Genomic DNA, 26,623 nt, shown 5'->3' with positions numbered 1-26,623 from the left:
GTAGAATTACAGTCTTTAGAGTGAAGTTTAAGCTTGGTAGTTTGCGGATGTTCGCGAGGATGGCGAAATTGGTAGACGCACCAGGTTTAGGTCCTGACGCCAGAAATGGTGTGGGGGTTCGAGTCCCCCTCCTCGCACCACAAGATTGCTACTTGGCTTGAACTTCACATTTCCAGATCTTCATTTAAGAGACGAGAATCGCTGTGCAGATAGAAAATTTAGGTTCACTAGACCGCAAAATGACTTTGGAATTCGCCCGTGCCGATTTGGCAAAAGCGCGTGAAGCCCGCTTGGCAAAGGTTGGTAAGACCATGAAAATGGCTGGCTTTCGTCCAGGCAAGGTTCCAAAGAACCTCGTTGAAAAACAACATGGTATGCAAGTGGACTTTGAGCTCCAGTTTGATAAAGCTGCCGAACTCTTTTATGAGCAAGCCCAAAAAGAAGGTGTGGCTTTAGCTGGTCAACCTCGCCTTGAGCCTAAGAGTGAGCTCGACGCTGACAAGATTGTCTTTGATGCCTTTTTTGAAGTATTGCCAGAAGTAAAAATTGGTGACTTTAGTGCTGCTGAAATTACTAAGTACTCCACGGATATTGGCGAACCAGAAATTGATCGTGCTTTAGATGTATTGCGCAAACAGCAAGCTCATTACCATCCACGTGGTGAAGCTGGTGCTCACGGTGACGGTGGCGCAGATACTGCAGCACAAAATGGCGACCAAGTTGTTATTGACTTTGTTGGCGAAATTAATGGCGTGGAGTTTGCTGGCGGCAAAGCAGAAAACTTTGAATTCGTTTTAGGTGAAGGCCGCATGCTCCCTGAGTTTGAGGCGGCGACCTTGGGACTTAAGGCGGGTGAGAGTAAATCCTTCCCATTAAGCTTTCCGGATGACTACCATGGTAAAAATGTAGCTGGTAAGACGGCTGAGTTTACTATTACAGTCAAATCAGTTAATTGGCCTCATTTACCCGCCAGTGACGATGCATTTGCATTGTCACTGGGTGTTACTGAGGGCGGCGTTGCAAAAATGCGCGCTGAAGTGAAAGAGAATTTAGACCGCGAAGTAAAGCGTCGCATTACTTCATTATTGAAAAATGATGTCATGGATAAGCTCAATGAGTTGTGCGAGCTGGATGTTCCTAAATCATTGGTTGCTTCCGAACAAGAGCGCCTTGTTGAAACTGCCCGCCAAGATTTGATGCAGCGCGGTGTGCCAAATGCAAAAGATGCACCAATCCCAGCAGAGATTTTTGCTAAGCAAGCGACTAAGCGCGTTCGTCTTGGCTTGATCTTGAGTGAGCTTGTTAAGAAGCAAAACTTGGCAGCCACTGCAGATCAAATTAAGGCTGAAATTGATGAGCAAGCCGCCACTTACGAAGATCCAAAGGAAGTTGTTCGTTGGTTCTACAGTAATCCTAGTCGCTTGAAAGACATCGAGAATCTCGTCCTTGAAGATAACGTCATCAAATATTTCACATCCCAAGCTAAAGTAAGCGATAAGGCTGTGACATTTGAAGAGCTTAGCAAGCTAAACTAAGTCATCCATTTGCCCACAAGAGGTTTCGAAATGATCCACAACCATTCTCAGTCAGAAAATCTAGAACCAAAAGGCTTAGGCTTGGTTCCAGTGGTGATTGAAACCTCTGGTCGGGGAGAGCGTGCTTACGATATTTATTCCAGATTATTGCGTGAGCGTGTCGTCTTTTTGATTGGTGAAGTAAACGACCAAACTGCCAATTTAGTGATTGCTCAGCTTTTGTTTCTTGAGAGCGAAAATCCAGATAAAGAAATTTCTCTGTATATCAACTCTCCAGGCGGTTCTGTATCGGCTGGCTTAGCTATTTATGACACCATGCAATTTATTAAGCCGCACGTGAGTACTTTGTGTATGGGCATAGCTGCAAGTATGGGTGCGTTCTTGTTATGTGCTGGTGAAAAGGGTAAGCGCTATGCCTTGCCTAACTCACGCGTGATGATTCATCAGCCTTTGGGTGGTGCTCGTGGCCAAGCTTCTGATATTGAGATTCAAGCCCGTGAGATTTTATATTTGCGTGAACGTTTAAATAAAATTTTGGCTGATCGTACCGGACAATCAATCGAAACGATTGCCAAGGATACCGATCGCGATAACTTTATGTCAGCAGAACAGGCTCGTGATTATGGCTTGATAGATAAAGTTATTGAGAAGCGTCCTTAATACTTAATAGACATTTACAGAGTTCATTTTGAGCGATACCAACACAACAAATACTCCAGATAAAGTTCTGTATTGCTCTTTTTGCGGAAAGAACCAGCATGAAGTAAAGAAATTAATTGCAGGACCATCTGTATTTATCTGTGATGAATGCATCGATCTGTGCACTGACATCATTCAAGAAGAAATTTCAAAACTTCCTAAAGAAGAGGGGGATGAGTCTTTGCCTACCCCGCATCAAATCCGTGAAAATTTAGACCAATATGTGATTGGTCAGAATCATGCAAAGAAAACTTTGGCAGTGGCTGTATACAACCACTACAAGCGTTTGCAATATTTGCCAAAGCCAAAAAAAGAAAAGCTGGATAAAGATGGTAAGCCGGTAGAGGGTGCGGATAAGAAAGAATCTAAGCTTCCTGCCAAAGCTATGGTTGATGGCGTTGAATTGGCCAAGAGCAATATTTTATTAATTGGTCCGACTGGCTCAGGCAAAACTTTACTAGCGCAAACCTTAGCTCGCATGTTAGATGTGCCATTTGTCATGGCTGATGCTACTACGCTAACTGAGGCTGGATATGTTGGCGAAGACGTAGAAAACATTATTCAAAAATTATTGCAAGCATGTGATTACAACGTAGAAAAAGCGCAACGCGGCATTGTCTATATTGATGAGATCGATAAGATCTCTCGTAAGTCAGATAATCCATCCATTACCCGCGATGTATCAGGTGAGGGCGTTCAACAGGCGCTGTTAAAGCTAGTTGAAGGCACTATGGCTTCAGTGCCACCTCAAGGTGGACGCAAGCATCCTAACCAAGATTTTTTACAAGTTGATACAACGAACATTCTGTTTATTTGTGGTGGCGCATTTGACGGGCTTGAAAAAGTCATTCAACAGCGTACAGCTAAAACAGGCATTGGCTTTAATGCAACCGTACCAGGAAAAGATGATCGTGGTGTCAGCGATCTATTGATAGAAATTGAACCAGAGGATTTGATTAAGTTTGGCTTGATTCCAGAGTTAATTGGTCGCTTGCCGGTTGTGGCGACATTGGTCCAACTGGATGAAGAGGCATTGATACAGATTCTGACTGAGCCTAAAAATGCTTTGGTTAAGCAGTATCAAGCCCTTCTCACAATGGAGGGTTCTGAACTTGAGGTGCGTCGGGAAGCTCTTTCTGCCATTGCCAAGAAAGCAATTGCTCGTAAAACAGGTGCTCGCGGCCTCAGATCAATTCTTGAGGGCTCTCTAATGGATGTGATGTATGACCTCCCTTCCATCAAGAATGTGCAGAAAGTCGTCATAGATGAAAATAGTATTGCCGAGGGTGGTAAACCACTTTTGGTCTATAAACAGGATGCCGAGCAGGCGGAATTGAGCAAAAAAGCTTAAATTCCTAGGGTTTTCGCTATTTTTGTGGCATTTTTGCCCCATTTTTGTCTTTTTACCCCTTGTTTTTCTCTAAAGGCTACCCATATAGGTAGTATCCTACTCATGAATAAAGTCTGTATTTAGTGTTTATTGATTGAATTTTCACTAATGAAGACCTTTTGAGGTTTGTTTACTTTGGAGGATTTGCCCCCATGCCTGGCCACTTATTACTACCCTCTGAACCTATTCAACTACCTTTACTCCCCTTAAGGGATGTAGTTGTATTTCCTCATATGGTGATTCCGTTGTTCGTAGGTCGCCCAAAATCCATTAAAGCTCTTGAGGCGGCAATGGAGACGGGTAAAAATGTTCTTTTAGTTGCCCAGAAGACGGCTGCTAAAGATGAGCCCGTCATCGAAGACCTCTATGAGGTTGGTTGTATCGCCAATATTCTGCAAATGCTCAAATTGCCTGATGGCATTGTCAAAGTGCTTGTTGAAGGCGTGCAGCGTGCAGAAGTCAGTCAAATTGAAGATAGCCTTGGCTACTCCAATTGCGAAGCCACGCCTACCGCCATTAACGTGATTGATGCTCATGAGACTGAGGCCCTCCGTCGCGCGATCATGGCTCAATTTGATCAATATGTAAAACTCAACAAGAAAGTGCCCCAGGAGATTCTCTCTTCGTTGGGAGGGATAGATGATCCAAGTCGTTTAGTGGACACTATATGCGCGCATCTTCCGGTCAAGTTGGAGCAAAAGCAACGTCTACTTGAAATGACTGATGTAGTTCAACGTTTAGAAAGCTTGTTGGCTGACCTTGAGAGTGAGATTGACATACTGCAAGTTGAAAAGCGTATTCGTGGTCGCGTGAAGCGCCAGATAGAAAAGAGTCAGCGCGAGCATTACCTCAATGAGCAGGTCAAAGCAATTCAAAAGGAGCTTGGCGAGGGTGAAGAGGGTGCTGATCTTGAGGAGTTTGAGAAGCGCATCAAAGCAGCACGCATGCCAAAAGAAGCTCTGAAAAAGGCTGAATCAGAACTGAAGAAACTAAAATTAATGTCTCCAATGTCTGCTGAAGCTACAGTCATTCGTAATTTCATTGATACCTTGGTTAATCTTCCTTGGAAGAAGAAAACAAAGATTAACAATGATCTTGCTAATGCAGAAAAGGTTTTAGACGAAGACCATTACGGCCTTGATAAGGTCAAAGAGCGTATCTTGGAGTACCTCGCAGTTCAGCAACGCGTTGATCGTGTGAAGGCTCCTATACTTTGTTTGGTTGGCCCCCCTGGTGTTGGTAAGACCTCTTTAGGTCAATCCATTGCACGCGCTACCAATAGAAAGTTTGTGCGTATGGCATTAGGCGGCGTTCGTGATGAATCTGAAATTCGTGGTCATCGTAGAACCTATATTGGCTCTATGCCTGGCAAGATTCTCACTAGCCTTACAAAGGTAGGTGTGCGCAATCCTTTGTTCCTGCTTGATGAAGTGGACAAGATGGGTATGGACTTCCGTGGAGATCCAGCTAGCGCTTTGCTTGAGGTTTTAGATCCAGAGCAAAATCACACCTTCCAAGATCATTATGTTGAGGTGGATTTTGATTTGTCCGATGTCATGTTTGTGGCAACCTCAAATTCTTTGAATATCCCCGGCCCTTTATTGGACCGTCTTGAGATCATTCGTTTGGCTGGTTATACCGAAGATGAAAAAACGAGTATTGCCGTCAATTATTTGATCCCAAAACAAATCAAAAATAATGGCCTCAAAAAGGATGAACTAAAAATAGAAGACAGCGCTGTACGCAACATTATTCGCTACTACACGCGTGAGGCTGGTGTCCGGTCTTTAGAGCGCGAAATTAGCAAGATTTGCCGTAAGGTTGTCAAACTCCTCCTTTTGAAGAAAGAGGCGGCACCAGTGGTTGTTAATGCCGATAACTTAGAGAAGTTCTTATCGGTTCGCATGTACGACTTTGGTTTAGCGGGAAAAGAGAATCAAGTCGGTCAAGTGACTGGTTTGGCGTGGACCGAAGTAGGCGGTGATTTGCTCACTATCGAAGCGGCTGTAATGCCTGGTAAAGGCGTGATTACTCGTACCGGTTCTATCGGTGATGTAATGAAAGAGTCTGTTGAAGCAGCTCGTACCGTGGTGCGCTCCAGAGCAAAACGACTCGGTATTACTGATGAATCTTTTGAAAAGAAAGACATTCATATTCACTTCCCAGACGGAGCAACCCCTAAGGATGGTCCATCGGCTGGTATTGCCATTACTACAGCTTTGGTTTCAGTGTTTACTGGAATACCGATTCGCTCTGATGTTGCTATGACTGGTGAGATCACGCTTCGCGGCGAAGTCTTGCCAATTGGCGGGCTAAAGGAGAAGTTGCTAGCCGCTCATCGCGGTGGAATTAAATTGGCCTTGATCCCGGAAGAGAACGTTAAGGGTTTGATTGATATTCCAGACAATGTAAAAAATGCCATTGAGATTATTCCTGTTCGTTGGATTGACAAGGTTTTGGAGTTGGCGCTAGAGCGCATGTCTGAAGCATTGCTTGATCCTACGCCTGAGGAGCTTGCAAAAAAGGCAGCAGAAGCAAGTAAAGCAAGCGAAAATGGCGCATCGGCAGATATCCTTAAGCACTGAAATTAGAGCGATTTTCACTAAACCCGCCTGCGCAAATATGTCGGGTTTAGTGGAATTCTCACTCTAAATTCACGCTTAGGTTACAATCTCGCTTGTAATATTTTTGGGGCGCTTAGCTCAGTTGGTAGAGCGTCTGCCTTACACGCAGAATGTCGGGAGTTCGAGCCTCTCAGCGCCCACCAAATTATTATATGTAGTTTCATACTTAAAAGCCTGCTCAGGCATTTCAATACCCTACTCCTTCACCCCTAGTGTACACTCGTGGTATTGATAATTTTTACTAGCGAACTTTTACATGTTTGATACCGTTCGTAAGCACCAACGCATTTTACAGTTTGTTTTAATGTCTTTAATCGTGCCATCTTTTGCATTCTTTGGAATTTCAAGCTATTCCAGCTTTTTGGATAAAGAGACAGACCTTGTAAAGGTGAGTGGCAAGCCGATTACCGCTCAAGAGGTAGATTCGGCTGCTAAAAGACAAGCAGAGCGTGTTGGAGGAAATTCGCAACTCGCGCAAAGCCTTCAATTTAGGCAAGCTATCTTGAACGAATTATTACAGCAACGCATTGTTGGATTTGCCGTCAATAATTTACATCTACAGGTGGGTAAGGAGGCTTTAATTAAAAGCCTGCAAAATATCCCGCAGATTCGCACCCTCTATAAGCCGGATGGTAGCTTTGATGATGCACGCTTTAAACAGCTCTTGGCTGGTGGTGGTTTGAATGAAGAACAGTACTATGCCAGCCAGGCTTATGACTTAAAAATCGGGCAACTCGTAAATTCAGTTGCTCGCACTGAAATCGTTACCCCTAAATTATCTGACATTGTTTCGACCTTATATGAAACAGAGCGTCAAGTTCAGGCGCTTTCATTTGATGCCAAGGATTACTTATCAAAAGTGAATCCATCACAAGAAGATCTTCAGTCTTTCTTCTATATGGCTGATGCGAAACTATTCGAAAGTCCAGAATATGTCGATGTTGAATATATTGTTTTGAAAGCTGATCCCAAAGAGGATGCCAAGGTATTTAGTGAAAAGGCAGATCAATTTGTCAATATTACTTATGACCAATCAGATAGCTTGAAGCCTGCTGCAGATAAATTGAAGTTGAGTGTACAAACTCAGAAAGGCGTAACTCGTTCTGGAGTAACTGGGACATCAAAAGATCACCCACTAGCCAATCCAAAAGTAGTGCAATCTTTATTCGGTGATGAGGCAGTTAAAAACAAGCGCAATATTGAGGCCATTCAAACAACCCCAGGCGTTTTTGTTTCTGCACGTGTCGTGACTTTTCATCCTGCCCAAACATTGCCTTTTAATGAGGTAGCAGCTGAGGTAAAGCGTCAAGTTAGCCAGTGTATGGCCGAGAAGTTGGCGGCTGCCGCAGCTGCTAAACGTTATGCGTCTCTTAAAAAGGATCCTAAAAATGCTGCTGGCTTTGCTAGGCCTATTTGGATTTCGCGTAATAAGCCTGGCAATTTAGTGGGTGGGGCGCTTGATAGTGTGATGTCTATCAACCCAGATAAATTCCCGGCATTAGTATCAATACAAAATCCTGGGGTTGGTACCATTTTGTATCGTGTTGACCAAGTTCGTCAGCCTACAGGTGTTGATGCAAAAGCGCACAAGGTACAAGCTCAACAAATTCAAGTTCTGGCTGCGCAATCGGAATTTGCGGGATTCATGGCTTACTGGCGGGATATCGCTGGTGTAAAGGTTATTAATCCCCTTAAAGTAGCCTCATCAGGTAGTGGTAGTTAAATGTTATTTGCTTTTGAGTAGTGTTTGAAATGGGGCCATAGAGCGCCCCATACGTTTTTAAAAAGGGTAGCCCTCTGAGCTTTTCATTTGGATGCATGCGGTCAGCTTGAAATAAATTAGCATCAGCCGGCAACCCCTTTCAAAAAGAAGGGTAGAAGCTCAATTTGCTCTTGACGCGCGATTTTTTTGGATACATGTCTCGGAATTGTTGCGTGTATTCTTGTCCATAGTTAGGTGGAATCTGCATTCCAAATAAAAGTACCTTTGCCCCAGATTTTTTGCTCATTTGAATCATCTGGCGTAAATTATTTTCTGATTCCTGAATGGATAATCCACGCAATGCATCGTTAGCACCAAGCTTTAATAGAACAATGCCAGGTTTTTTGATCCAACAGCTTCTGCAAGCGAGTAAGATCTCCTGCGCTGGTTTCACCGCTAATACTGGCGTTAAATACAATCCAGGTACTACCTTGTTTTTTTAGCTCATCCTCTAGTAGTCTGACCCAGCCAGCACCTCTTGCTAGTCCGTATTCAGCTGAAAGGCTATCACCCATTACGAGAATGGCTGGCTTAGGTTGCGAATGTGTACCAAAAGAAATTAACAGGCAAAATAGGGTGAGCGTAATTCTTGCAATTGCAATATTCTTGCTTAAGAAGTCCAATCCCATTTTTTGATTCATTTATGAGTATTCCAACAAAGGTAGTGAGCGCGAATCATCTAGGTAAACAAGTTTTATCGAGTGATGGAATGCTAACCATTTTGCACGACATTAGCTTTGATGTCTTTGCAGGAGAGAGCGTTGCAATTACGGGCGCATCAGGATCGGGGAAGAGCACCTTGTTGGGTATATTGGCTGGTTTAGATGAAGCCAACGTCAGGACATGTGGATTTAGTCTCTCAAAATCTAAACCAGTTGGACGAGGATGGGCGCGCCAGGTTAAGGGGGTAAAAGGTTGGGTTTGTATTTCAATCTTTTCAATTACCTTCTCACTTAACTGCGCTGGAAAATGTCATGCTTCCGGCTGAGCTCAACGGCCTAAAATGGCTAAAGAAAATGCCCTTATTTGCCTGGAGCAGGTGGGTTTAAGTGAGCGCGCCAATCATTTCCCCAAGACCCTTATCTGGCGAGAGCAGCAGCGTGTAGCCCTTGCTAGGGCCTTCATCATGAAGCCTGTGCCGTCCTATTTGCAGATGAGCCTACCGGTAGCCTTGACGAAACTAGTGGAAATCGGGTGATTGAGCTCCTTTTTGAGCTAAATCTGGCCAATCATTTAACACTCATTCTGGTTACTCATGATCAGGGCTTAGCAGATCGGTGTCAGCGCCAGCTTCATCTCCAGGGCGGACATTTGGTATAGGCAAAACCTTATAATCTAGGGGTGTCTTTTTATCACTTTTTGCCAGGCGCTGATGCGCTTTCCCCCTTCCGCCAACAGCGACTTCTCGCTAATTTAGCGTCTCAAGGGGTTGATCTTGAGTCTATAGAGGCTCAATACCTACATTTCATATGGTCGGGTTCTAAGCTTAACCCCTCCAACCAAGAAGTCATGGCCAGTCTTTTGACTTATGGTCAACCATTTACTTCCAAAATAAACCCTGGCAAGTCTTGGTTTGGCGGCGGTAAGCCAGAAAATCAAGGTGCGATTGTTATTCCCAGATTTGGAACTGTATCTCCATGGGCTAGCAAGGCCACTGATATAGCTCGCCAATGTGGATTGGATGTATTGCGCTTTGAGCGCGGTGTGCAATTTTCATGGAAAAACAAAAAAGCGCTGACTCCAGAGCAGAAACAATTAGTACTGGCTGCTGTACATGACAGGATGACAGAGACGGTGGTTGACTCAACCGAAGCAGCGAATGCTTTGTACCAATCTCTGGAAGACAAGCCATTAACCCGAATACCTGTTATGTCAGAGGGAAGGGCGGCACTCGATAAAGCTAACCAAGAGTTGGGACTCGCCTTATCTGATGATGAGGTGGCTTATTTTGTAGAAAACTTTATTCGTCTTAAACGCAATCCATCCGATGTAGAGTTGATTATGTTTGCACAGGCGAACAGCGAACATTGTCGTCATAAGATCTTTAATTCTAGTTGGACAATTGATGGCGATGATCAAGAGCGATCTTTATTCGCCATGATTCGCAATACTCATCAACTACAGCCTAAGGGCACAATAGTTGCCTATTCAGATAACTCTGCTGTGATGGTTGGTTGCGAAGCGGAGACTTGGGTTCCTCAAGGTGCGGATCACCGCTATGAAAAAGATACGCGTTTAGTGCACACCTTAATGAAAGTGGAGACTCATAATCACCCAACGGCGATTGCTCCTTTCCCTGGTGCATCAACAGGCGCTGGTGGCGAGATCCGTGATGAGGGTGCAACTGGTATTGGTGGTCGTCCAAAGGCCGGTCTTACTGGTTTTTCAGTATCTAATTTAAATATTCCTGGTACTGATCTACCATGGGAGATTGAAAAATATGGCAAACCAGAGCAGATAGCGACACCTTTGCAAATCATGATTGATGGACCGCTTGGTGGCGCCGCCTTTAATAATGAATTTGGTAGGCCAATTTTGGGTGGGTACTTCCGGGTCTTTGAGCAAACCTTAGCTGGCACCCGCCGCGGCTATCACAAGCCCATCATGATTGCCGGTGGTATTGGAAGCATTGATTCCATTCATACTGAGAAGAAAGCTATTCAATCAGGTCATTTATTAATTCAACTTGGTGGCCCAGGAATGCGTATTGGAATGGGCGGGGCAACTGGTAGCTCCGTTACAACTGGTACAAATACAGCTGATCTCGATTTTGATTCAGTGCAACGTGGTAATCCAGAAATGGAGCGTAGGGCTCAAGAGGTGATTAATGCCTGCCGTGCACTTGGTGATCAAAATCCGATTGTCTCTATACATGATGTAGGAGCCGGCGGTTTATCTAACGCCTTCCCTGAGCTTGCTGATGGCGCAGGTCTTGGTGCTGCATTTAAACTTCGCAGTGTTCCACTCGAAGAGAGTGGGATGAGTCCTGCGGAAATTTGGTGCAATGAATCACAAGAGCGTTATGTGTTGGCGATTGATGCAAAGGACTTGGATCTATTTAAATCTTTCTGTGAACGCGAGCGTTGTCCATTCGCTGTAGTTGGTAAAGCCACTTCAGAGCGTCAATTAAAGTTAAGTGATGCCAAACAAGCTCCTGGTACAGATGCAGCATCACCGATTGATATGCCAATGGAAGTTTTACTAGGCAAGCCTCCAAAGATGCATCGCAATGTTGAGCGTGTAGCTCAAGAGTTTCAAGAGTTGGATGTTACTGACGTTGATTTAGCACAGTCTATTGCCTGGGTGCTTCAGCAACCTACTGTTGCAAGCAAATCATTCTTAATCACGATTGGCGATAGAACGGTTGGTGGGCTTAACGCACGCGATCAATTCGTTGGCCCTTGGCAAGTCCCTGTGGCCGACTGTGCAGTAACTATGATGGATTACAAGGGTTATCGTGGTGAAGCCATGTCGATGGGAGAAAGAACGCCGTTGGCAGTGATTGATGCACCAGCTGCTGCACGCATGGCTGTGGGCGAGGCCATAACCAATCTGTTAGCTGCCGACATTATCGGTCTCGATGGCGTAAAACTTTCAGCAAACTGGATGGCAGCATGTGGAGCTCCCGGAGAAGACGCTAAGTTGTACGACTCTGTAAAAGCAGTTGGTATGGAGTTGTGCCCAGCACTTGGAATTTCTATTCCGGTTGGTAAAGATTCTTTATCTATGGCCACGAGTTGGCAAGATGGTAGCGAAGCTAAAAAAGTAGTTGCGCCAGTTTCTTTGATAATTTCTGCGTTTGCATCGGTGCAAGATGTTCGTAAAACACTAACACCGCTACTGCAATTAAAGGATCAAGCTGGGTCTTCAATAGAGACTGAACTCATACTCATTGATTTAGGTCGCGGCAAAAATCGCATGGCTGGAAGTATCTTGGCTCAGGTTCTTGATCAATCTGGAAAATTAGCCCCAAATATTGACCATCCTGAAGACCTCAAAGCATTAGCTAGCGCAATCATTGATCTGCGCAATGAGGGTAAATTGTTGGCCTATCATGATCGTTCGGATGGTGGTTTGCTGGCTTGTATTGCTGAAATGGCCTTTGCATCTCACTGTGGAGTATCCATTAATGTCGATATGATCGCCGTGGATGTGAGTCAAAAGCCTGATTATGGTGATGCTAAGAATTGGGCTCAACAAGTTTCTGGTCGTCGACATGAGCAGACCATGCGTGCTTTATTTAATGAAGAACTTGGGGTCGTCATTCAGGTTCACAAAGATGATCGCGATTTCGTATTTGGGGTGCTCAGAAAATTAGGTTTGAGTGCTTACAGTCATGTTGTTGGCAAACCCAATACCAATGGCCGTATTGAGATCTGGCGTGATGCTAAAAATATTTTTGCAGAGCCTCGTGAGGTGCTGCAAAAAATGTGGACTAATACGAGTAATCAAATTGCACGCCTACGAGACAATCCCGCATGTGCGGATAGCGAATTCTCCCTCCTGGATAATGTCTCAGATCCGGGTATGTGCCCTAAACTGACATTTAATGTGTCTGATGATATTGCAGCACCTTACATTGCTAAAAATGTACGTCCTAAGGTAGCCATTTTGCGTGAGCAGGGTGTTAACTCCCATGTTGAAATGGCCTATTCGGTGAATTGGGCTGGGTTTGATAGCTACGACGTTCACATGTCGGATTTGCTGAGTGGTAAAGCAAAGCTAGAGGACTTCAGAGGTTTAATCGCTTGCGGTGGCTTTAGTTATGGCGATGTCTTGGGTGCTGGCGAGGGGTGGGCTAAAACAATTTTATTTAATCAACAGCTTCGCGACCAATTTTCCTCGTTCTTTAATCGCCAAGACAGTTTTGCATTAGGTGTTTGTAACGGTTGCCAAATGATGAGTAACCTCTCCGGAATCATTCCTGGTGCAGAGGCTTGGCCGAAATTTACTCGAAATCAATCTGAGCAATATGAGGCTCGTTTAGTGATGGCTGAAGTAATGTCCTCTCCATCAATCTTTACTCAAGGTATGGAAGGTAGCCAAATCCCGATTGCCATTGCGCATGGCGAAGGATTTGCCAACTTTAGCCAACAAGGGAGCCTAGAGCAGATTCAAAAGCAGGGATTAGCATCATTTCGCTTTGTGGATCATCAAGGCAACCCATCCGAAGTCTACCCAATGAATCCGAATGGTTCAACAGGCGGTTTGACTGGAGTTACAACGCCGGATGGTCGCTTCATGGTTATGATGCCGCATCCAGAGCGTGTATTTAGAGCTGTGCAAATGAGTTGGTGTCCTCCTGAATGGCTTACTCCAGATGGTGCTAGCCCATGGTTGCGCCTGTTCCGCAACGCTCGTTGTTGGGCTAATTAAGTTGTCTTCAACGCTGATGATGGAGCCTGTTACCTTTTCCGAAAGTGGTGGGGTTCGATACCTACATTTTGGAACTGAATTAATTCAGGGTGCTATGCGCATCCGCGATCCCGATGAGATTTATCTCGAGTACAACCAACAAATGATGGCATGGTTACTCTTCCTTGAGACAAAACCGGGCATGCAAGTTGCCCAACAGGGCTTAGGAACTGGCGCATTGACAAAGTTTCAACATCGTTATTGCCCAGCTGTAAAAACTACGGTTGTTGAGCTAAATCCCGCGGTGATTGTTTCCGCGCGATCCATGTTTTTTATACCCGATGATGATCGTAAGCTTGAAACCTTGCAAACAGATGCAAAGCTATTTGTTCAGAATAAAAAGTATCGTGAGCAGTTTGATGCAGTTCAGGTTGATTTATATGATGCGATTTGTGATGGGCCTGCGGCGAGCTCCTTGGATTTTTACAAAGGTTGTTTCAATATCCTTAAGAGTCCTGGCGTAATAACTGTCAATCTCTTTTCAAGACACAAAAGCTTTGAGTTGAATCTAAAAAATATCTGTGAAGCATTTGATAATCGAGTGCTTTTATTTCCAGAATCTCATGATTGCAATGTCGTAGCAATTGCCTTTAAAGGACCGAGGTTAGAGGCCGAGTGGAAAGATGTGTCCAAACGCGCAAAACTCATTTTAGAGAAGACCGGTTTACCAACTAATAAATGGGTTTCTGGTATTAGCCGCGAAAACGCGCGACAAGAATCTAAGCTCTCTATTTAAAAAAAATAAATTGAAGTAAACAAAAAAGGCGATCAAATGATCACCTTTTTATTTCCCAACCTTCTTAGGGGCCGAGGTAATTGTCAATTAAACCGTTACAGTATCTGCAACATCGCTAAATGACTTGAGTTTATCAAAACTCATATACTTGTAAACATCCCCAGCTTTAGCATCGAGTGCCTTCACTTGCTCTAAGTACTCTGCTGGAGTAGGTAGACGACCCAAGAGAGCGGCAACAGAAGCTAATTCAGCAGAAGCCAGGTACACACGAGTGTCTATACCCAAGCGGTTCGGGAAGTTCCGTGTAGAGGTTGATACAGCAGTAGATCCTTTGCGAATTTGTGCTTGGTTACCCATACAGAGCGAGCAACCTGGGCTTTCCATACGCGCACCTGCTGCGCCTAACATGCCATAGTAGCCTTCTTCCATTAATACCATGGCATCCATCTTGGTTGGAGGGGCCACCCATAAACGTGTTGGCATATCTTTCTTACCTTGCAACACTTGGCCTGCAGCACGGAAGTGACCAATATTAGTCATGCAAGAGCCAATGAATACTTCATCAATCTTGTCACCAGCCACTTCAGATAATACTTTCACATCATCTGGGTCGTTAGGGCAAGCAAGGATAGGTTCTTTGATCTCATCAATATTAATTTCAATGATCTCTGCATAGTCAGCATTCTCATCCGCTTTGAGGAGTTGTGGATTTGCAATCCAAGCTTCCATCGCTTTGATACGACGTCCAAGGGTGCGCTTATCTTCATAACCATTGGCAATCATCCACTTCATCAAAGTAATGTTAGATTGCATGTATTCAATAATCGGCTCTTTATTCAGATGAACTGTACAACCACCAGCAGAGCGCTCGGCTGAAGCATCTGACAATTCAAATGCTTGCTCAACTTTGAGATCAGGCAAACCTTCGATTTCTAAAATGCGACCAGAGAAAATATTCTTCTTGCCTTGCTTTTCAACTGTGAGCAAACCTTTTTTGATTGCATACAAAGGAATGGCATTAACCAAGTCACGCAATGTAATGCCAGGTTGCATCTTGCCTTTGAAGCGAACCAATACAGATTCCGGCATATCCAATGGCATGACGCCAGTGGCTGCTGCGAAAGCAACCAAGCCAGAGCCCGCAGGGAAAGAAATGCCAATTGGGAAACGCGTGTGACTATCGCCACCGGTACCACAGGTATCTGGGAGGAGCAATCGGTTCAACCAGCTGTGGATCACGCCATCACCTGGACGCAACGCAACACCACCACGATTGGTCATAAATGGCGGCAACTCATGTTGAGTGCGAATGTCTACAGGTTTTGGATATGCTGAGGTGTGGCAGAAGGATTGCATTACGAGATCAGAAGAGAAGCCTAGGCATGCCAAGTCTTTCAACTCATCACGAGTCATAGGGCCGGTTGTATCTTGGGAGCCAACGGTAGTCATATGTGGCTCACAATATGTGCCAGGACGCACGCCTTGGCCTTCTGGTAAGCCGCATGCGCGACCAACCATCTTTTGAGCCAAGCTAAAGCCTTTTTTGTTATCCACTGAATTTACTGGTAAACGGAATTCTGTAGATGCCGGTAAACCAAGGGCTGCGCGAGCTTTAGCTGTCAAGCCGCGACCAATGATCAAAGGAATGCGACCACCAGCACGAACTTCATCCAAAATCACGGGCGACTTCAACGAAAAGCTAGTGATTTCAGTACCATTTTTAAATACTTTGCCTTCGTATGGGCGAAGTTCTATTTCGTCACCCATATTCATTTGAGATACATCTAATTTGATAGGCAATGCGCCTGAATCTTCCATCGTATTAAAGAAGATTGGGGCAATATTGCCGCCCAGACAAACACCACCGAAGCGCTTGTTTGGAACGAAAGGAATGTCTTGACCTGTCCACCAGAGCACGGAGTTCGTAGCGGATTTACGTGAAGAACCCGTACCAACCACGTCACCAACGTAAGCGATTTGATTTCCCTTTTTCTGGAGGGCCTCGATTTGTTTCATTGGGCCACGAACACCAGACTCATCTGGCTCTATGCCTGGACGTGGGTTCTTGAGCATGATCGTTGCATGCAATGGAATGTCTGGACGACTCCACGCATCTGGAGCTGGAGAAAGGTCGTCGGTATTGGTTTCACCAGTTACTTTGAAAACAGTAAGCTTCATGCTCTCTGGAACTGCAGGTCGACTCGTAAACCACTCTGCATCAGCCCAGCTTTGCATTACCGCTTTAGCATTTGCATTGCCTTTTTTAGCCAACTCTTGAACGTCATTGAAATAGTCAAACATTAAGAGCGTTTTCTTCAGTGCTTCAGCAGCCGCTGCACCACACTCGGCGTCTGCTAATAGTTCCACTAATAGCTTGATGTTGTAACCACCAAGCATTGTGCCCAACAACTCTGTCGCACGAATGCGAGAAATTAAAGGTGACTTTTCCGTGCCTTTAGCGATGGAATCCAAAAATTCAGCCTTTACTTTGGCTGCCTCATCAACACCAGCAGGAACACGATTTGTAATTAACTCAACGAGCTCGGCTTCTTTACCGGCTGGAGGATTTTTTAATAATTTAACTAATTCAGCTGTTTGATCTTTAGTCAAAGGCAGGGCTGGAATTCCGAGGGCTGCGCGTTCGGCAACTTGGGCGTTATAGGCTTCTAACATTGTGTTTCCTATGAGGTAAAAGTAGTCAATAGAAAGGCCAAAAGGGAATTTTCTCCCGATTAGGGTAATATAGTTGCTTATTTAAGTCTTATATAAGAGTTTAAACAGCCAAATTGAGCGAAAAAAGGCAAAATTTAGAAAATATTAGGGTTTTTCCGAAAGCCTAGTCGCAGAAAGCGAGGGCTTTCTTGGGAGTATTTTTAATCGCTAGAGAACTTGTTCGTCCTTCATTGCCCATACCAAGGCAACCACCCAACCAATTAAAGACCAGCCCAGGAAAAGATTGAGAGCAAATATACCGCCTGAATTTGCCCGTTTTTTATTAAATGCAATGGCAAATGGCAGGAAGTAAAAGAACGAGAGGAGGGTTAAAAGTACGGCAAAAAGAAGGCGCATAAGAGAAAAAGAGACGTATTTATCAAGCAGGCTTCCATATTACCGATTTTCATTTTTGATTAGGGGTTCTCTATCGTTATAATTACTTTTTCCAACAGAGCTTAAGCGATGACCAAATACGTTTTTGTCACTGGTGGTGTGGTTTCTTCTTTAGGGAAAGGAATCGCAGCTGCCTCGCTTGCCGCGATTCTTGAATCCCGCGGCCTGAAAGTCACCCTCCTAAAATTAGATCCTTATATCAACGTTGACCCAGGGACTATGAGTCCGCTTCAACATGGCGAGGTTTTCGTAACAGAAGATGGCGCAGAGACCGACTTAGATCTTGGTCACTATGAGCGCTTCGTGTCAGCGAAGATGCGCAAAAGTAATAACTTCACTACCGGACAGATATATGAATCTGCCATTAGCAAAGAACGGCGAGGCGAGTACCTTGGAAAAACTGTTCAAGTTATTCCACACATTACCAATGAAATTCAAGCTTTTGTAGAGCGTGGCGCCAGAGCCAGCCACAATGGTAAGGCCGATGTTGCAATTTGCGAGATCGGTGGCACTGTTGGTGATATTGAATCACTCCCATTTTTAGAAGCCGCAAGGCAGATGAGTTTGCGCTTACCCTTGCATGATTGCGCCTTTGTTCACCTTACTCTAGTGCCTTACATCAATAGCGCGGGTGAGTTAAAAACTAAACCAACTCAGCATTCTGTTCAAAAACTCCGTGGAATTGGCATCATGCCAACCGTATTGCTCTGTCGTGCGGATCGTCTAATTCCAGAAGATGAACGAGCCAAAATTTCACTATTCTCCAATGTTCGGGAAGAGGCAGTCATTTCGGTTTGGGATGTAGATACCATCTATAAGATTCCAGAAATGCTACATGCTCAAGGGATGGACGATTTAATCTGTCGCGAGTTGGGTTTGAATGCTAAACCTGCCGATCTTTCTATTTGGGCACATTTGGTTTATGAAATGGCTAACCCACAACATGAAGTAACCATTGGCATGGTCGGTAAATACGTAGAGTTGACAGAGGCATACAAGTCCCTCATTGAAGCCCTTCGTCATGCGGGTATTCATACGCATACTCGTGTCAATATCAACTATATCGACTCCGAGGATATCGAAAAAGATGGTATCGATTGTTTGCGCAATCTAGATGCGGTTTTGGTGCCAGGCGGGTTTGGAAAACGAGGTGCCGAAGGCAAGATTGCTGCAATTCGTTATGCACGAGAAAACAACGTCCCTTATTTGGGCATTTGCTTAGGTATGCAATTGGCTGTTATTGAATTTGCGCGTCACGTTGCCAATCTTACTAAAGCAAATAGTACTGAATTTGATCCACAAAGTGAGCAACCAGTTGTCGCTCTGACAACTGAATGGTTGGATAGAGAAGGACGCGTTGAAAAGCGTACCAACGATTCTGATTTGGGCGGAACTATGCGACTCGGTTCACAACGATGCCCAGTAAAACTAGGAACATTGGCTCATCGCATTTATGGATCTGAGGTGAATGAACGTCATCGACATCGTTATGAGGTTAATAACACCTATGTGCCTCAATTGGAGAAGTCAGGTTTAATCATCTCCGCTAGAACGCCAAATGAAGAATTGCCGGAAATGATAGAGTTACCAACATTCATCCATCCTTGGTTCTTTGGGGTGCAATTTCATCCTGAATTTACCTCAACACCTCGCGATGGACACCCATTGTTCTCTGCTTTCATTAGCGCAGCACTAGAACATAAAAAAACTGCTGAAAAGCAGGCTGTGTAAAGGACGTCTATGAGCGCATTTAAGTTATGTGGTTTTGACGTTGGTTTAGACCAGCGCTTTTTCTTGATTGCGGGTCCGTGTGTCATTGAGTCTGAGCAATCTGCTATTGATATCGCAGGTCAATTAAAGGAAATCACTTCAGCCCTGAAGATTCCGTTTATTTATAAGTCCTCATTTGATAAGGCAAATCGCTCTTCTGGCACTTCTTTTCGCGGCCTAGGAAGGGATAAGGGCTTAGAGATTTTGGCTAAAGTGAAAAAGCAGGTTGGTGTTGCTATATTGACCGATGTTCATGATATAAGCGAAATCGCTTCTGTGGCCAGTGTGGTTGATGTATTACAGACCCCAGCATTTCTTTGCAGGCAAACTGATTTCATTCGCGCGTGTGCTCAGAGTGGTAAGCCGGTGAATTTTAAGAAGGGTCAATTTCTTTCTCCGCACGAGATGTTGAATGTGATTGATAAGGTTCGCGCTGCTGCTGCGGAAAAAAATCTTCCTGACCAATTTATGGTTTGTGAGCGCGGTGCTTCGTTTGGTTACAACAACCTTGTTTCAGACATGCGTAGTCTGGCCATTTTGCGTGAATCCAAAGCACCCGTTGTCTTTGATGCGACCCATTCAGTTCAATTGCCGGGCGGGCAGGGAAATGCTAGTGGAGGGCAAAGAGAATTCGTTCCGGTATTAGCTCGTGCTGCTGTAGCTGTTGGGATTAGCGGCCTTTTTATGGAGACGCATCCCGATCCCGCAAAGGCCTTATCAGACGGACCTAATGCTGTGCCACTAGACCGTATGAAAGATTTGCTTGAGTCATTGGTTGCGGTCGACAGCGTGATTAAATCAAGCGATACATTTTTAGAAGATAGCTTTAAGTAATTTAATTCAACTCATTTCAAATTGTTTTAAGGAGAAGGTGCATGAGCGCCATTGTTGACATCATCGGTAGAGAAGTTTTGGATTCCCGCGGCAACCCAACGGTTGAGTGCGATGTTTTGCTAGAGTCAGGCGTTATGGGTCGTGCAGCTGTGCCATCTGGTGCATCTACAGGATCACGTGAAGCAATTGAATTGCGTGATGGTGATAAATCGCGCTACCTAGGCAAAGGCGTTCTTAAAGCAGTTCAAAACATCAATATTGAAATTGCTGAATCTATCTTGGGATTAGATGCAAGCGAACAGGCTTTTTTAGACCGCACTCTCATTGAATTAGATGGCACCCATAACAAAGCACGCTTGGGTGCCAATGCAACTTTAGCTGTATCGATGGCTGTTGCTAGAGCAGCTGCTGAAGAGGCAGGTTTGCCTTTGTACCGTTACTTTGGCGGTTCGGGTGGCATGCAATTACCAGTACCGATGATGAATATTGTTAATGGCGGTGCACATGCCAACAACAGCTTAGATATTCAAGAATTTATGGTGATGCCAGTGGGGGCCGAAAATTTCCGTGACGCGTTATGCTGTGGCGCTGAAATTTTCCATGAACTCAAGAAAATTCTAGGCTCGCAAGGTATGCCAACTACGGTCGGTGATGAAGGTGGTTTTGCTCCTAACTTTAAGAGCAATCATGAGTGCTTACAGACCATCATGAAGGCAATTGAAGGTGCGGGCTATCAAGCTGGCGAAGATGTTTTATTGGCCCTCGATTCCGCTGCAAGCGAATTCTACAAGGATGGTAAATATCATTTATCTGGTGAAGGCTTGCAATTAAGCTCAAGTGAGTTCTCTGACTATCTTGGTAATCTAGCTGATCAATTTCCGATCGTATCGATTGAAGATGGAATGCACGAAAGTGATTGGGATGGCTGGGCCGATATTACAAATAAGCTAGGTAAAAAAATTCAGTTGGTTGGTGATGATCTCTTCGTGACCAATACTCGAATTCTCAAAGAAGGAATTGAAAAGGGCATTGCCAACTCAATCTTGATTAAGATTAATCAGATTGGGACGCTCACTGAAACTTTCGCAGCAATTGAAATGGCTAAGCGGGCCAATTACACGGCCGTCATTTCCCATCGATCTGGTGAGACTGAAGACAGCGCTATTGCGGATATTGCTGTTGGAACCAATGCGGGTCAGATTAAGACTGGCTCCTTATCTCGCTCCGACCGAATTGCTAAGTACAACCAACTCTTACGAATTGAAGAAGATTTGGGTGATGTGGCAACTTATCCAGGCAAATCTGTTTTTTATAACCTAAAGCGTTAATCATTTAGATTATGCGAATCGTCATCTACTCTATGCTGGTATTGCTAATTGCAATCCAGTACCCACTTTGGTTGGGTAAGAGTGGATGGCTGAAGGTTTATGAGATGGAGCGCCAGGTAGAACTTCGGAAGGCAAAGAATAGCCTCTTGGCACTGCGTAATGCAAAATTATCTGGCGACGTTAAAGACCTGAAGGATGGTACCCGCGCTATCGAAGAACGGGCACGCGTAGAACATGGCTTAATCAAGGATGGTGAATATTTTGTCCAAATTTTGCCTATAGATAAAACGTCAGACTCCCAAGCTACTAAACAGTAAATATTTAATGTCCGCTTGATGGTGGACGGGTAGCATCGCTTAATAGATTTGTTTTAAACACTTGTACGCAATCAACTGCATCAAATCGATAAGGTTTTGCACAAAAATCACAAACAGTTTCGACTGCTCCTTGTTCAGCAAGGATACTTTGCACTTCTTCTTCACCCAGCATACGCAAAGTATCCGCTACCTTATTGCGTGAGCAACGACAGGAGAAGCAAATAGGGTGGGCAGGAAAGCTTCGAACACCATTAGACTCTTCTAAAAAAGGCGCCTTAATATAGTCTCAGGCGGTAGTGTTAACAATTCTTCATTAGTAATAGTTTCTCCAAGCGTCTGAATACGTGACCAGCCCTCTGCGGCGGTCTGAGGGTCTAGATGGGCATGCCCATCTGATTTGGTAGCCGTTGTAGTAATAAGCCCCCAACATGTGTATCGCTCGAAGCTAACCAAATACGTGTATCTAACTGCTCTGAATATAGAGCAATTGCTTCTGCTGCACTGCTCACAGGCTTCACCACAGCACCTTGATGATCTTGCAGTGCCACTATGCCTTGATACGGGGCTTGACCAGGCTCCCTATCAGCGGGATCAAGGGTGATGACCAACCTACCGCTTTGAGAAACATCAAGCAGATCCGCAAGTATCGCGTCAGGGCTAATTTCTGAAGGGTCAACTGAAAGTTTGACCGTAGCCCGCATTGACAAATCGGATTTGCATTCCACTACCAGTAGTTAAATAGGACCCTTGCTCTGCGCTTGAATAATCAGGGCTCCATCAAACCTTAAGCTTGCACTCAACAGGGTAGCTGCCCCCACACAAAATCTCCTAAAATTCGTCGTACGGCAGGGGGGGGTTCGTTCCGACGCTCTAAAACGGCCTGCCAAGCGCTACCAATTGAGACAACTTCTCCGCGAACTGGAGCTCCATCGCACATAAATACAAGTAATTCATTCATAACCAAAGTATCCACTTTTTTCATGTTTTAGTCATTTCAAGGCTGACCTGAGATAATCTTAATTATGCAAATTCGTACACGCTTCGCCCCTAGTCCCACGGGCTTTATCCATTTGGGAAATCTTCGCAGCGCCCTCTATCCATGGGCTTTTGCACGCCACAATAAGGGTGACTTCATCCTCCGAATAGAGGATACTGATCTGGAGCGCTCCACACAGGAGGCGGTTGATGTCATTATTGAAGGAATGTCGTGGCTAGGTCTAGATTTAGACGAAGGGCCTATTTATCAGATGCAACGCATTGATCGATATCGCGAGGTCATTAAGCAAATGCTTGATTCTGGTTTGGCTTATCCATGCTTTATGAGTGAGGATGAACTCAATCGTCTACGTGATCAGCAAATGGCGAATAAAGAAAAGCCCCGTTACAACGGCTTGTGGAGGCCTGAGCCTGGCAAAACATTGCCGCCCATCCCTCAAGGTGTAAATCCAGTGATTCGGTTTAAGAATCCAATTGGTGGGTCTGTAATTTGGAATGATGCCGTGAAAGGTCAAATAGAAATCAGCAATGATGAGTTGGATGATTTGGTGATTGCTAGGCCGGATGGAACTCCTACCTACAACTTCTGTGTGGTTGTAGATGATCTCGATATGAAAATCACCCATGTTATTAGAGGCGATGATCATGTCAATAACACGCCAAGACAAATTAATATCATGCAAGCCCTGAGGGGAACGCCCCCTATATATGCCCATTTACCAACAGTTTTAAACGATGCTAGTGAGAAAATGAGTAAACGTAATGGGGCTATGAGCGTCAGAGATTATCAAAAAGCAGGATACCTTCCAGAAGCTATTCTGAATTATCTTGCTCGTTTAGGTTGGTCTCATGGTGATGCTGAAGTATTTACCAAAGAGCAATTTGTAGATTGGTTTGATTTGGAGAGTTTAGGTCGTTCACCAGCACAACATAACCCAGAAAAACTACTTTGGTTAAACCATCAATATATACAAAATGCAGACCCAGTTCAGTTGGCGTTAGCCACTAAACCATTTGCTCATGAACTTGGCATTGATACAGAGCGTGGTCCAGATTTTGTTCAGGTTGTAGCTTTATTGAAAGACCGCGCTAATACCTTGATTGAAATTGCTGAAGGGGCAAAGCTTTTCTATTTGCCGGCACCCAATTTGAGTGCTGAGCAGATAAAGGAAAATATTCCTGAGGCCATTGTGCCGGCATTAAAAGATTTGGTTGATGCAGTCTCCGTGGCAGAGTCATCCAAAGCTACTTATGCTGCAATTTTCAAGGACTTATTGGCCAAACATCAAATCAAAATGCCAGCCTTGGCAATGCCTGTTAGATACGCATTATTTGCTACTACGCGAACCCCAGCAATAGACTCGGTGTTGGTGGTCTTGGGCAAAGAGGAGGTTATCAGCAGGCTCTCCAAGGCAATCCTGTAGAGAATTTGTGCACCCGCACAAAAATAGGATAAAATCCTGGATTGTTTTAAGTGTCTTGTAGTTTTATAGCGAGATTTAGGGGGTATAGCTCAGCTGGGAGAGCGCTTGCATGGCATGCAAGAGGTCAGCGGTTCGATCCCGCTTATCTCCACCAAGCATTTAAAATAGCCGTAAGTTGTAGTCTAGGTCCCCATCGTCTAGAGGCCTAGGACATCACCCTTTCACGGTGAGTACGGGGGTTCGAATCCCCCTGGGGACGCCAGTTTCTTCTGGTAGTTGTAAAGCTGTATGATGTTGTTTTCTCGATGTATTTGGAGCGGTAGTTCAGTTGGTTAGAATGTCGGCCTGTCACGCCGAGGGTCGCGGGTTCGAGTCCCGTCCGTTCCGCCAAGACAAATAAAAAGCCCCCATAACTTGGGGGCTTTTTTATTCAACCCGCTTACAGGCGAGCATGTCGCTTATTTGATTCTCTTTTTCAGGGACAAAACCACACTCCACTTCGCGATCTGAATTTTCATAGGTGCCAAAAATTAAGTCCCATACTGGTAGCCCATAGTTATTGCTATGACGATCGCGTTCGTGATGTATTCGATGCATTTCTGAGCGAACTATTAAGTAGCCTAGCCAGTGAGGCGTGCGCATGTTGGTGTGTTCCCAATACTCAAACACGGATACTCATAAAGTAGCCCAAGCTGCAGATTCAATATTGAGCCCAATAGTCCATAGCAAACTAAATTGATTATCAGCAAGTTGGCCCCGAAGTCTGAAGGGTGGGCATACAAGGCAGTAACTGCTTGTAATTTATGGGTGCTGTGATGAACTTGGTGAAATACTTTCCAGACAAAATTACTATGGTGACGATAGCGATGCCATCAGTAGACAAAAAGTGATTAAAAAATAAGCAGCAAGCCCACTAATCCAGTTGGGTAGGGAGTTCCGGTACTTTGATGGGGCGCTTGATTCATTGATATAGGGGCAATAATAAAACCTACTAAAGCGGTGGTAATCAACCCAAGTTCTGCATAGATGAATAGTCTCAAGCACCAAGATCCATCAGCTTGGTATTGATAAAGGGGGTGCATTCTCTCCCAAAAGCCGAGCGCCAGCAATATAAGCGGTGAGATGATGTAAAGGAGAATTGGATTCAATTCATTGGTCCCAAATACCCATTAAGGAGAAATGCCCGTATTGCTTTAGATGCTATCGTCAATTCGATTCAGGTTACGTAAAAATCGTTGCAATTCTGGAGCTAGGACTTTTTCTTCTGCGGGTGTAGGCTGGATTTTCTCATATATTAAGTCTAAAAAACTTTGGGTTTCTGCAGTAACTGTTTCTCGCTCATTATCTACAGTAATCATGTGATAGCTCAAGATCGACGAGCTCACAGATGATAGATTTTCGATGACGTGCTTGCACAACTTATTGTCCTCATGCATATGCCGGAGGGACGTATATAGCCCTCTAACAGCAGAAGTATCTTGACTGGAGAGCACTCTTTTGATGTATGCTCTGATTTGGTGATTTTTAATGCCAAAAGGGTCTTTTCCTTATGCTTGAAATGATCCCCAAGCCCTAGCGCCATTCCTAAAGGTATGAGGGGGTATGATACCATGGGGCGGCCCAACCATTGTATTTGAGGGTAGTGGAAAGGGCTAACACACCTAGAGTTCTGCTGCAACAGCCAAAGCCAGCGTTGAGCCAAGAGATATTCCGCCGAGGCTTATTGGCAAGGACTCAGTCTCCTGGAGTGCTCTGACGTGATTTACCGCTTCATTGACCCAGTACTTCCAGTTACTAGCATTACCCCCAAAGCTATAACCCTCAATGCTTGGGGCGCTAACCCGATATCCTGCAGATGTAAGTTGAGAGCTTAAAAAATTAAATTCAAGTGGCGATGTGATGAAAGGCCATGAAAAAGCACGACCATCGGTTTGATATCATTACTCTGTAAAAGGTCATCCATGACCATCAATTGTAGACCCATTAGAGACAGCAGGCATGCTTATTAGAAACGCCAAAAATTGGTCATCGCATAGCACGTTGAATGTGTTTGCATGGTCGTGCACATCATTTGTATTTGTAGTGATAACTTTCATGATGTTCAATTTGGGTAGTGATTTTTATGGTGCGTATTCCTATAAATTTTATTTTATAGTTGCAACTTTTTTGGCTATCGTCCGGCAACTATTTTATTATTTTTACTAGTATTTTTGCTAATTACTTCTTTGTACGTCCATTCGGTGAATTTATTTTCTCTACCAATAACATAGAGCGTTATTTGCTAAATCTATTTTTTGGTAGTGTTGCGTTGCAATCATTTTGATTGAGCTTGTACAAAGAGAGCGCTTCAAATTTAAATTGTTGTTACTTGTTTCAGAGCCTCGATATTTAATATTGTTACAAAGGGATAACCAGCTTTTGCAGGAACTTAAGAGAAAACATCATGTCTAATACCCTTAATACACTTATTGAGCTGGTTTCACAAAAGTTCGACAAGAATATTGATGAACTAGGTCCGGAGACCACTTTAGAAAGTCTTGGCATTGACTCGCCGGGAAAAATTGAGCTGATTTTTGATCTCGAGGATCACTTTAAGGTTCGCATTCCAAATGAAGATGCAAAAGTAGATACCCTGGGTGAGGTTGCTGCTTTGCTTGATGCTGCAAAGCCTATTAATTGATTACA

Annotated in this window: 21 protein-coding genes, 5 tRNA genes and 2 pseudogenes; 19 read left to right on the top strand and 9 right to left on the bottom strand. The window is 44.4% G+C overall.

Features of this window, described 5'->3' with window-relative positions; translation table 11 throughout:
• Positions 1–53: 53 nt before the first annotated feature.
• The 7 genes from DXE37_RS05740 (at position 54) to DXE37_RS05710 (ending at position 7,971) form a co-directional block, all read left to right on the top strand.
• Positions 54–140 (top strand) — tRNA-Leu (locus tag DXE37_RS05740).
• Between the two features lie 57 nt (positions 141–197).
• Positions 198–1,535: a trigger factor gene (gene tig / locus DXE37_RS05735; protein ID WP_114636870.1), complete on the top strand. Its 1,338-nt coding sequence runs from the start codon at positions 198–200 to the stop codon at positions 1,533–1,535.
• 30 nt (positions 1,536–1,565) lie between these two features.
• A complete protein-coding gene (gene clpP / locus DXE37_RS05730; RefSeq protein WP_114636869.1) occupies positions 1,566–2,195 on the top strand; it encodes an ATP-dependent Clp endopeptidase proteolytic subunit ClpP in 630 nt (209 codons plus the stop codon).
• Positions 2,196–2,223: 28 nt separating this feature from the next.
• Positions 2,224–3,585 (top strand): ATP-dependent Clp protease ATP-binding subunit ClpX, encoded by a 1,362-nt coding sequence (gene clpX / locus DXE37_RS05725; RefSeq protein ID WP_114636868.1) that lies wholly within the window; start codon positions 2,224–2,226, stop codon positions 3,583–3,585.
• A 191-nt stretch (positions 3,586–3,776) separates the two neighbouring features.
• Complete coding sequence (gene lon, locus DXE37_RS05720) at positions 3,777–6,209, top strand: endopeptidase La (RefSeq protein ID WP_114636867.1); 2,433 nt, start codon at positions 3,777–3,779, stop codon at positions 6,207–6,209.
• A 106-nt stretch (positions 6,210–6,315) separates the two neighbouring features.
• A tRNA-Val gene (locus DXE37_RS05715) sits at positions 6,316–6,391 on the top strand.
• A 113-nt stretch (positions 6,392–6,504) separates the two neighbouring features.
• Positions 6,505–7,971: a SurA N-terminal domain-containing protein gene (locus DXE37_RS05710; RefSeq protein WP_114636866.1), complete on the top strand. Its 1,467-nt coding sequence runs from the start codon at positions 6,505–6,507 to the stop codon at positions 7,969–7,971.
• A gap of 139 nt (positions 7,972–8,110) precedes the next feature.
• Here the strand turns inward: DXE37_RS05710 and DXE37_RS12585 are convergent, their stop codons facing one another.
• Both DXE37_RS12585 and DXE37_RS13985 read right to left on the bottom strand, forming a co-directional pair.
• Entirely contained in the window at positions 8,111–8,428 is a 318-nt protein-coding gene (locus DXE37_RS12585) for an SGNH/GDSL hydrolase family protein (protein ID WP_231971185.1), read from the bottom strand.
• Complete coding sequence (locus tag DXE37_RS13985) at positions 8,319–8,639, bottom strand: SGNH/GDSL hydrolase family protein (protein ID WP_331852165.1); 321 nt, start codon at positions 8,637–8,639, stop codon at positions 8,319–8,321. Before DXE37_RS13985 ends, DXE37_RS12585 begins: the two co-directional genes overlap by 110 nt.
• Before the next feature lie 14 nt (positions 8,640–8,653).
• Between DXE37_RS13985 and DXE37_RS12575 the strand changes: the two are divergent.
• The 3 genes and pseudogenes from DXE37_RS12575 (at position 8,654) to DXE37_RS05690 (ending at position 14,161) form a co-directional block, all read left to right on the top strand.
• Positions 8,654–9,330 (top strand): annotated as a pseudogene (locus tag DXE37_RS12575) (ABC transporter ATP-binding protein).
• A 21-nt stretch (positions 9,331–9,351) separates the two neighbouring features.
• A complete protein-coding gene (purL, locus tag DXE37_RS05695; protein WP_114636865.1) occupies positions 9,352–13,386 on the top strand; it encodes a phosphoribosylformylglycinamidine synthase in 4,035 nt (1,344 codons plus the stop codon).
• A gap of 1 nt (position 13,387) precedes the next feature.
• On the top strand, positions 13,388–14,161 hold the full coding sequence (locus DXE37_RS05690) for a spermine/spermidine synthase domain-containing protein (protein ID WP_231971184.1): 774 nt from the start codon (positions 13,388–13,390) through the stop codon (positions 14,159–14,161).
• 87 nt (positions 14,162–14,248) lie between these two features.
• On the opposite strand, the gene DXE37_RS05685 is transcribed toward DXE37_RS05690, so the two are convergent.
• Both DXE37_RS05685 and DXE37_RS05680 read right to left on the bottom strand, forming a co-directional pair.
• A complete protein-coding gene (locus tag DXE37_RS05685) occupies positions 14,249–16,834 on the bottom strand; it encodes a bifunctional aconitate hydratase 2/2-methylisocitrate dehydratase (protein WP_114636864.1) in 2,586 nt (861 codons plus the stop codon).
• Between the two features lie 207 nt (positions 16,835–17,041).
• Positions 17,042–17,230, bottom strand: a complete 189-nt coding sequence (locus DXE37_RS05680; RefSeq protein WP_114636863.1) for a superinfection immunity protein — start codon at positions 17,228–17,230, stop codon at positions 17,042–17,044.
• Positions 17,231–17,338: 108 nt separating this feature from the next.
• Here DXE37_RS05680 and DXE37_RS05675 point away from each other — a divergent pair, with 108 nt between their 5' ends.
• Genes DXE37_RS05675 through ftsB form a run of 4 tightly spaced genes read left to right on the top strand, consistent with a single transcriptional unit; the run spans position 17,339 to position 21,518 of the window.
• Entirely contained in the window at positions 17,339–19,000 is a 1,662-nt protein-coding gene (locus tag DXE37_RS05675; protein ID WP_114636862.1) for a CTP synthase, read from the top strand.
• 9 nt (positions 19,001–19,009) lie between these two features.
• On the top strand, positions 19,010–19,873 hold the full coding sequence (gene kdsA / locus DXE37_RS05670; protein WP_114636861.1) for a 3-deoxy-8-phosphooctulonate synthase: 864 nt from the start codon (positions 19,010–19,012) through the stop codon (positions 19,871–19,873).
• Positions 19,874–19,914: 41 nt separating this feature from the next.
• Complete coding sequence (eno, locus tag DXE37_RS05665) at positions 19,915–21,201, top strand: phosphopyruvate hydratase (RefSeq protein WP_114636860.1); 1,287 nt, start codon at positions 19,915–19,917, stop codon at positions 21,199–21,201.
• Positions 21,202–21,212: 11 nt separating this feature from the next.
• On the top strand, positions 21,213–21,518 hold the full coding sequence (gene ftsB / locus DXE37_RS05660) for a cell division protein FtsB (RefSeq protein WP_114636859.1): 306 nt from the start codon (positions 21,213–21,215) through the stop codon (positions 21,516–21,518).
• 4 nt (positions 21,519–21,522) lie between these two features.
• Here the strand turns inward: ftsB and DXE37_RS13525 are convergent, their stop codons facing one another.
• Both DXE37_RS13525 and DXE37_RS13520 read right to left on the bottom strand, forming a co-directional pair.
• Positions 21,523–21,798 (bottom strand): Hsp33 family molecular chaperone HslO, encoded by a 276-nt coding sequence (locus DXE37_RS13525; RefSeq protein ID WP_269460353.1) that lies wholly within the window; start codon positions 21,796–21,798, stop codon positions 21,523–21,525.
• Positions 21,799–21,892: 94 nt separating this feature from the next.
• Positions 21,893–22,219, bottom strand: a complete 327-nt coding sequence (locus DXE37_RS13520; protein ID WP_269460297.1) for an Hsp33 family molecular chaperone HslO — start codon at positions 22,217–22,219, stop codon at positions 21,893–21,895.
• A gap of 321 nt (positions 22,220–22,540) precedes the next feature.
• Here DXE37_RS13520 and gltX point away from each other — a divergent pair, with 321 nt between their 5' ends.
• The 4 genes from gltX (at position 22,541) to DXE37_RS05635 (ending at position 24,328) form a co-directional block, all read left to right on the top strand.
• Positions 22,541–23,938, top strand: a complete 1,398-nt coding sequence (gene gltX, locus DXE37_RS05650; protein ID WP_114636858.1) for a glutamate--tRNA ligase — start codon at positions 22,541–22,543, stop codon at positions 23,936–23,938.
• A gap of 78 nt (positions 23,939–24,016) precedes the next feature.
• Positions 24,017–24,092: transfer RNA gene (locus tag DXE37_RS05645), tRNA-Ala, on the top strand.
• A gap of 32 nt (positions 24,093–24,124) precedes the next feature.
• Positions 24,125–24,200 (top strand) — tRNA-Glu (locus tag DXE37_RS05640).
• A 51-nt stretch (positions 24,201–24,251) separates the two neighbouring features.
• Positions 24,252–24,328: transfer RNA gene (locus tag DXE37_RS05635), tRNA-Asp, on the top strand.
• A gap of 36 nt (positions 24,329–24,364) precedes the next feature.
• Here the strand turns inward: DXE37_RS05635 and DXE37_RS13510 are convergent.
• The 3 genes and pseudogenes from DXE37_RS13510 to DXE37_RS10810 form a co-directional block, all read right to left on the bottom strand.
• Positions 24,365–24,607, bottom strand: coding sequence for a sterol desaturase family protein (locus DXE37_RS13510; protein WP_269460296.1), 243 nt, complete (start codon positions 24,605–24,607; stop codon positions 24,365–24,367).
• A pseudogene (locus DXE37_RS14340) lies at positions 24,559–24,798 on the bottom strand (sterol desaturase family protein); the annotation flags it as partial. The pseudogene DXE37_RS14340 and the gene DXE37_RS13510, both read right to left, overlap by 49 nt.
• A gap of 333 nt (positions 24,799–25,131) precedes the next feature.
• On the bottom strand, positions 25,132–25,296 hold the full coding sequence (locus tag DXE37_RS10810) for a hypothetical protein (RefSeq protein WP_162786207.1): 165 nt from the start codon (positions 25,294–25,296) through the stop codon (positions 25,132–25,134).
• 1,085 nt (positions 25,297–26,381) lie between these two features.
• On the opposite strand from DXE37_RS10810, the gene DXE37_RS05615 reads away from it, so the two are divergent.
• Entirely contained in the window at positions 26,382–26,618 is a 237-nt protein-coding gene (locus tag DXE37_RS05615) for an acyl carrier protein (protein WP_114636854.1), read from the top strand.
• The last annotated feature ends 5 nt before the right edge of the window (positions 26,619–26,623 follow it).

The sequence above is a fragment of the Polynucleobacter necessarius genome, assembly GCF_900095205.1.
Classification (GTDB): Bacteria; Pseudomonadota; Gammaproteobacteria; order Burkholderiales; family Burkholderiaceae; genus Polynucleobacter; species Polynucleobacter necessarius_E.
This window is presented reverse-complemented; position numbering and strand designations above follow the sequence as displayed.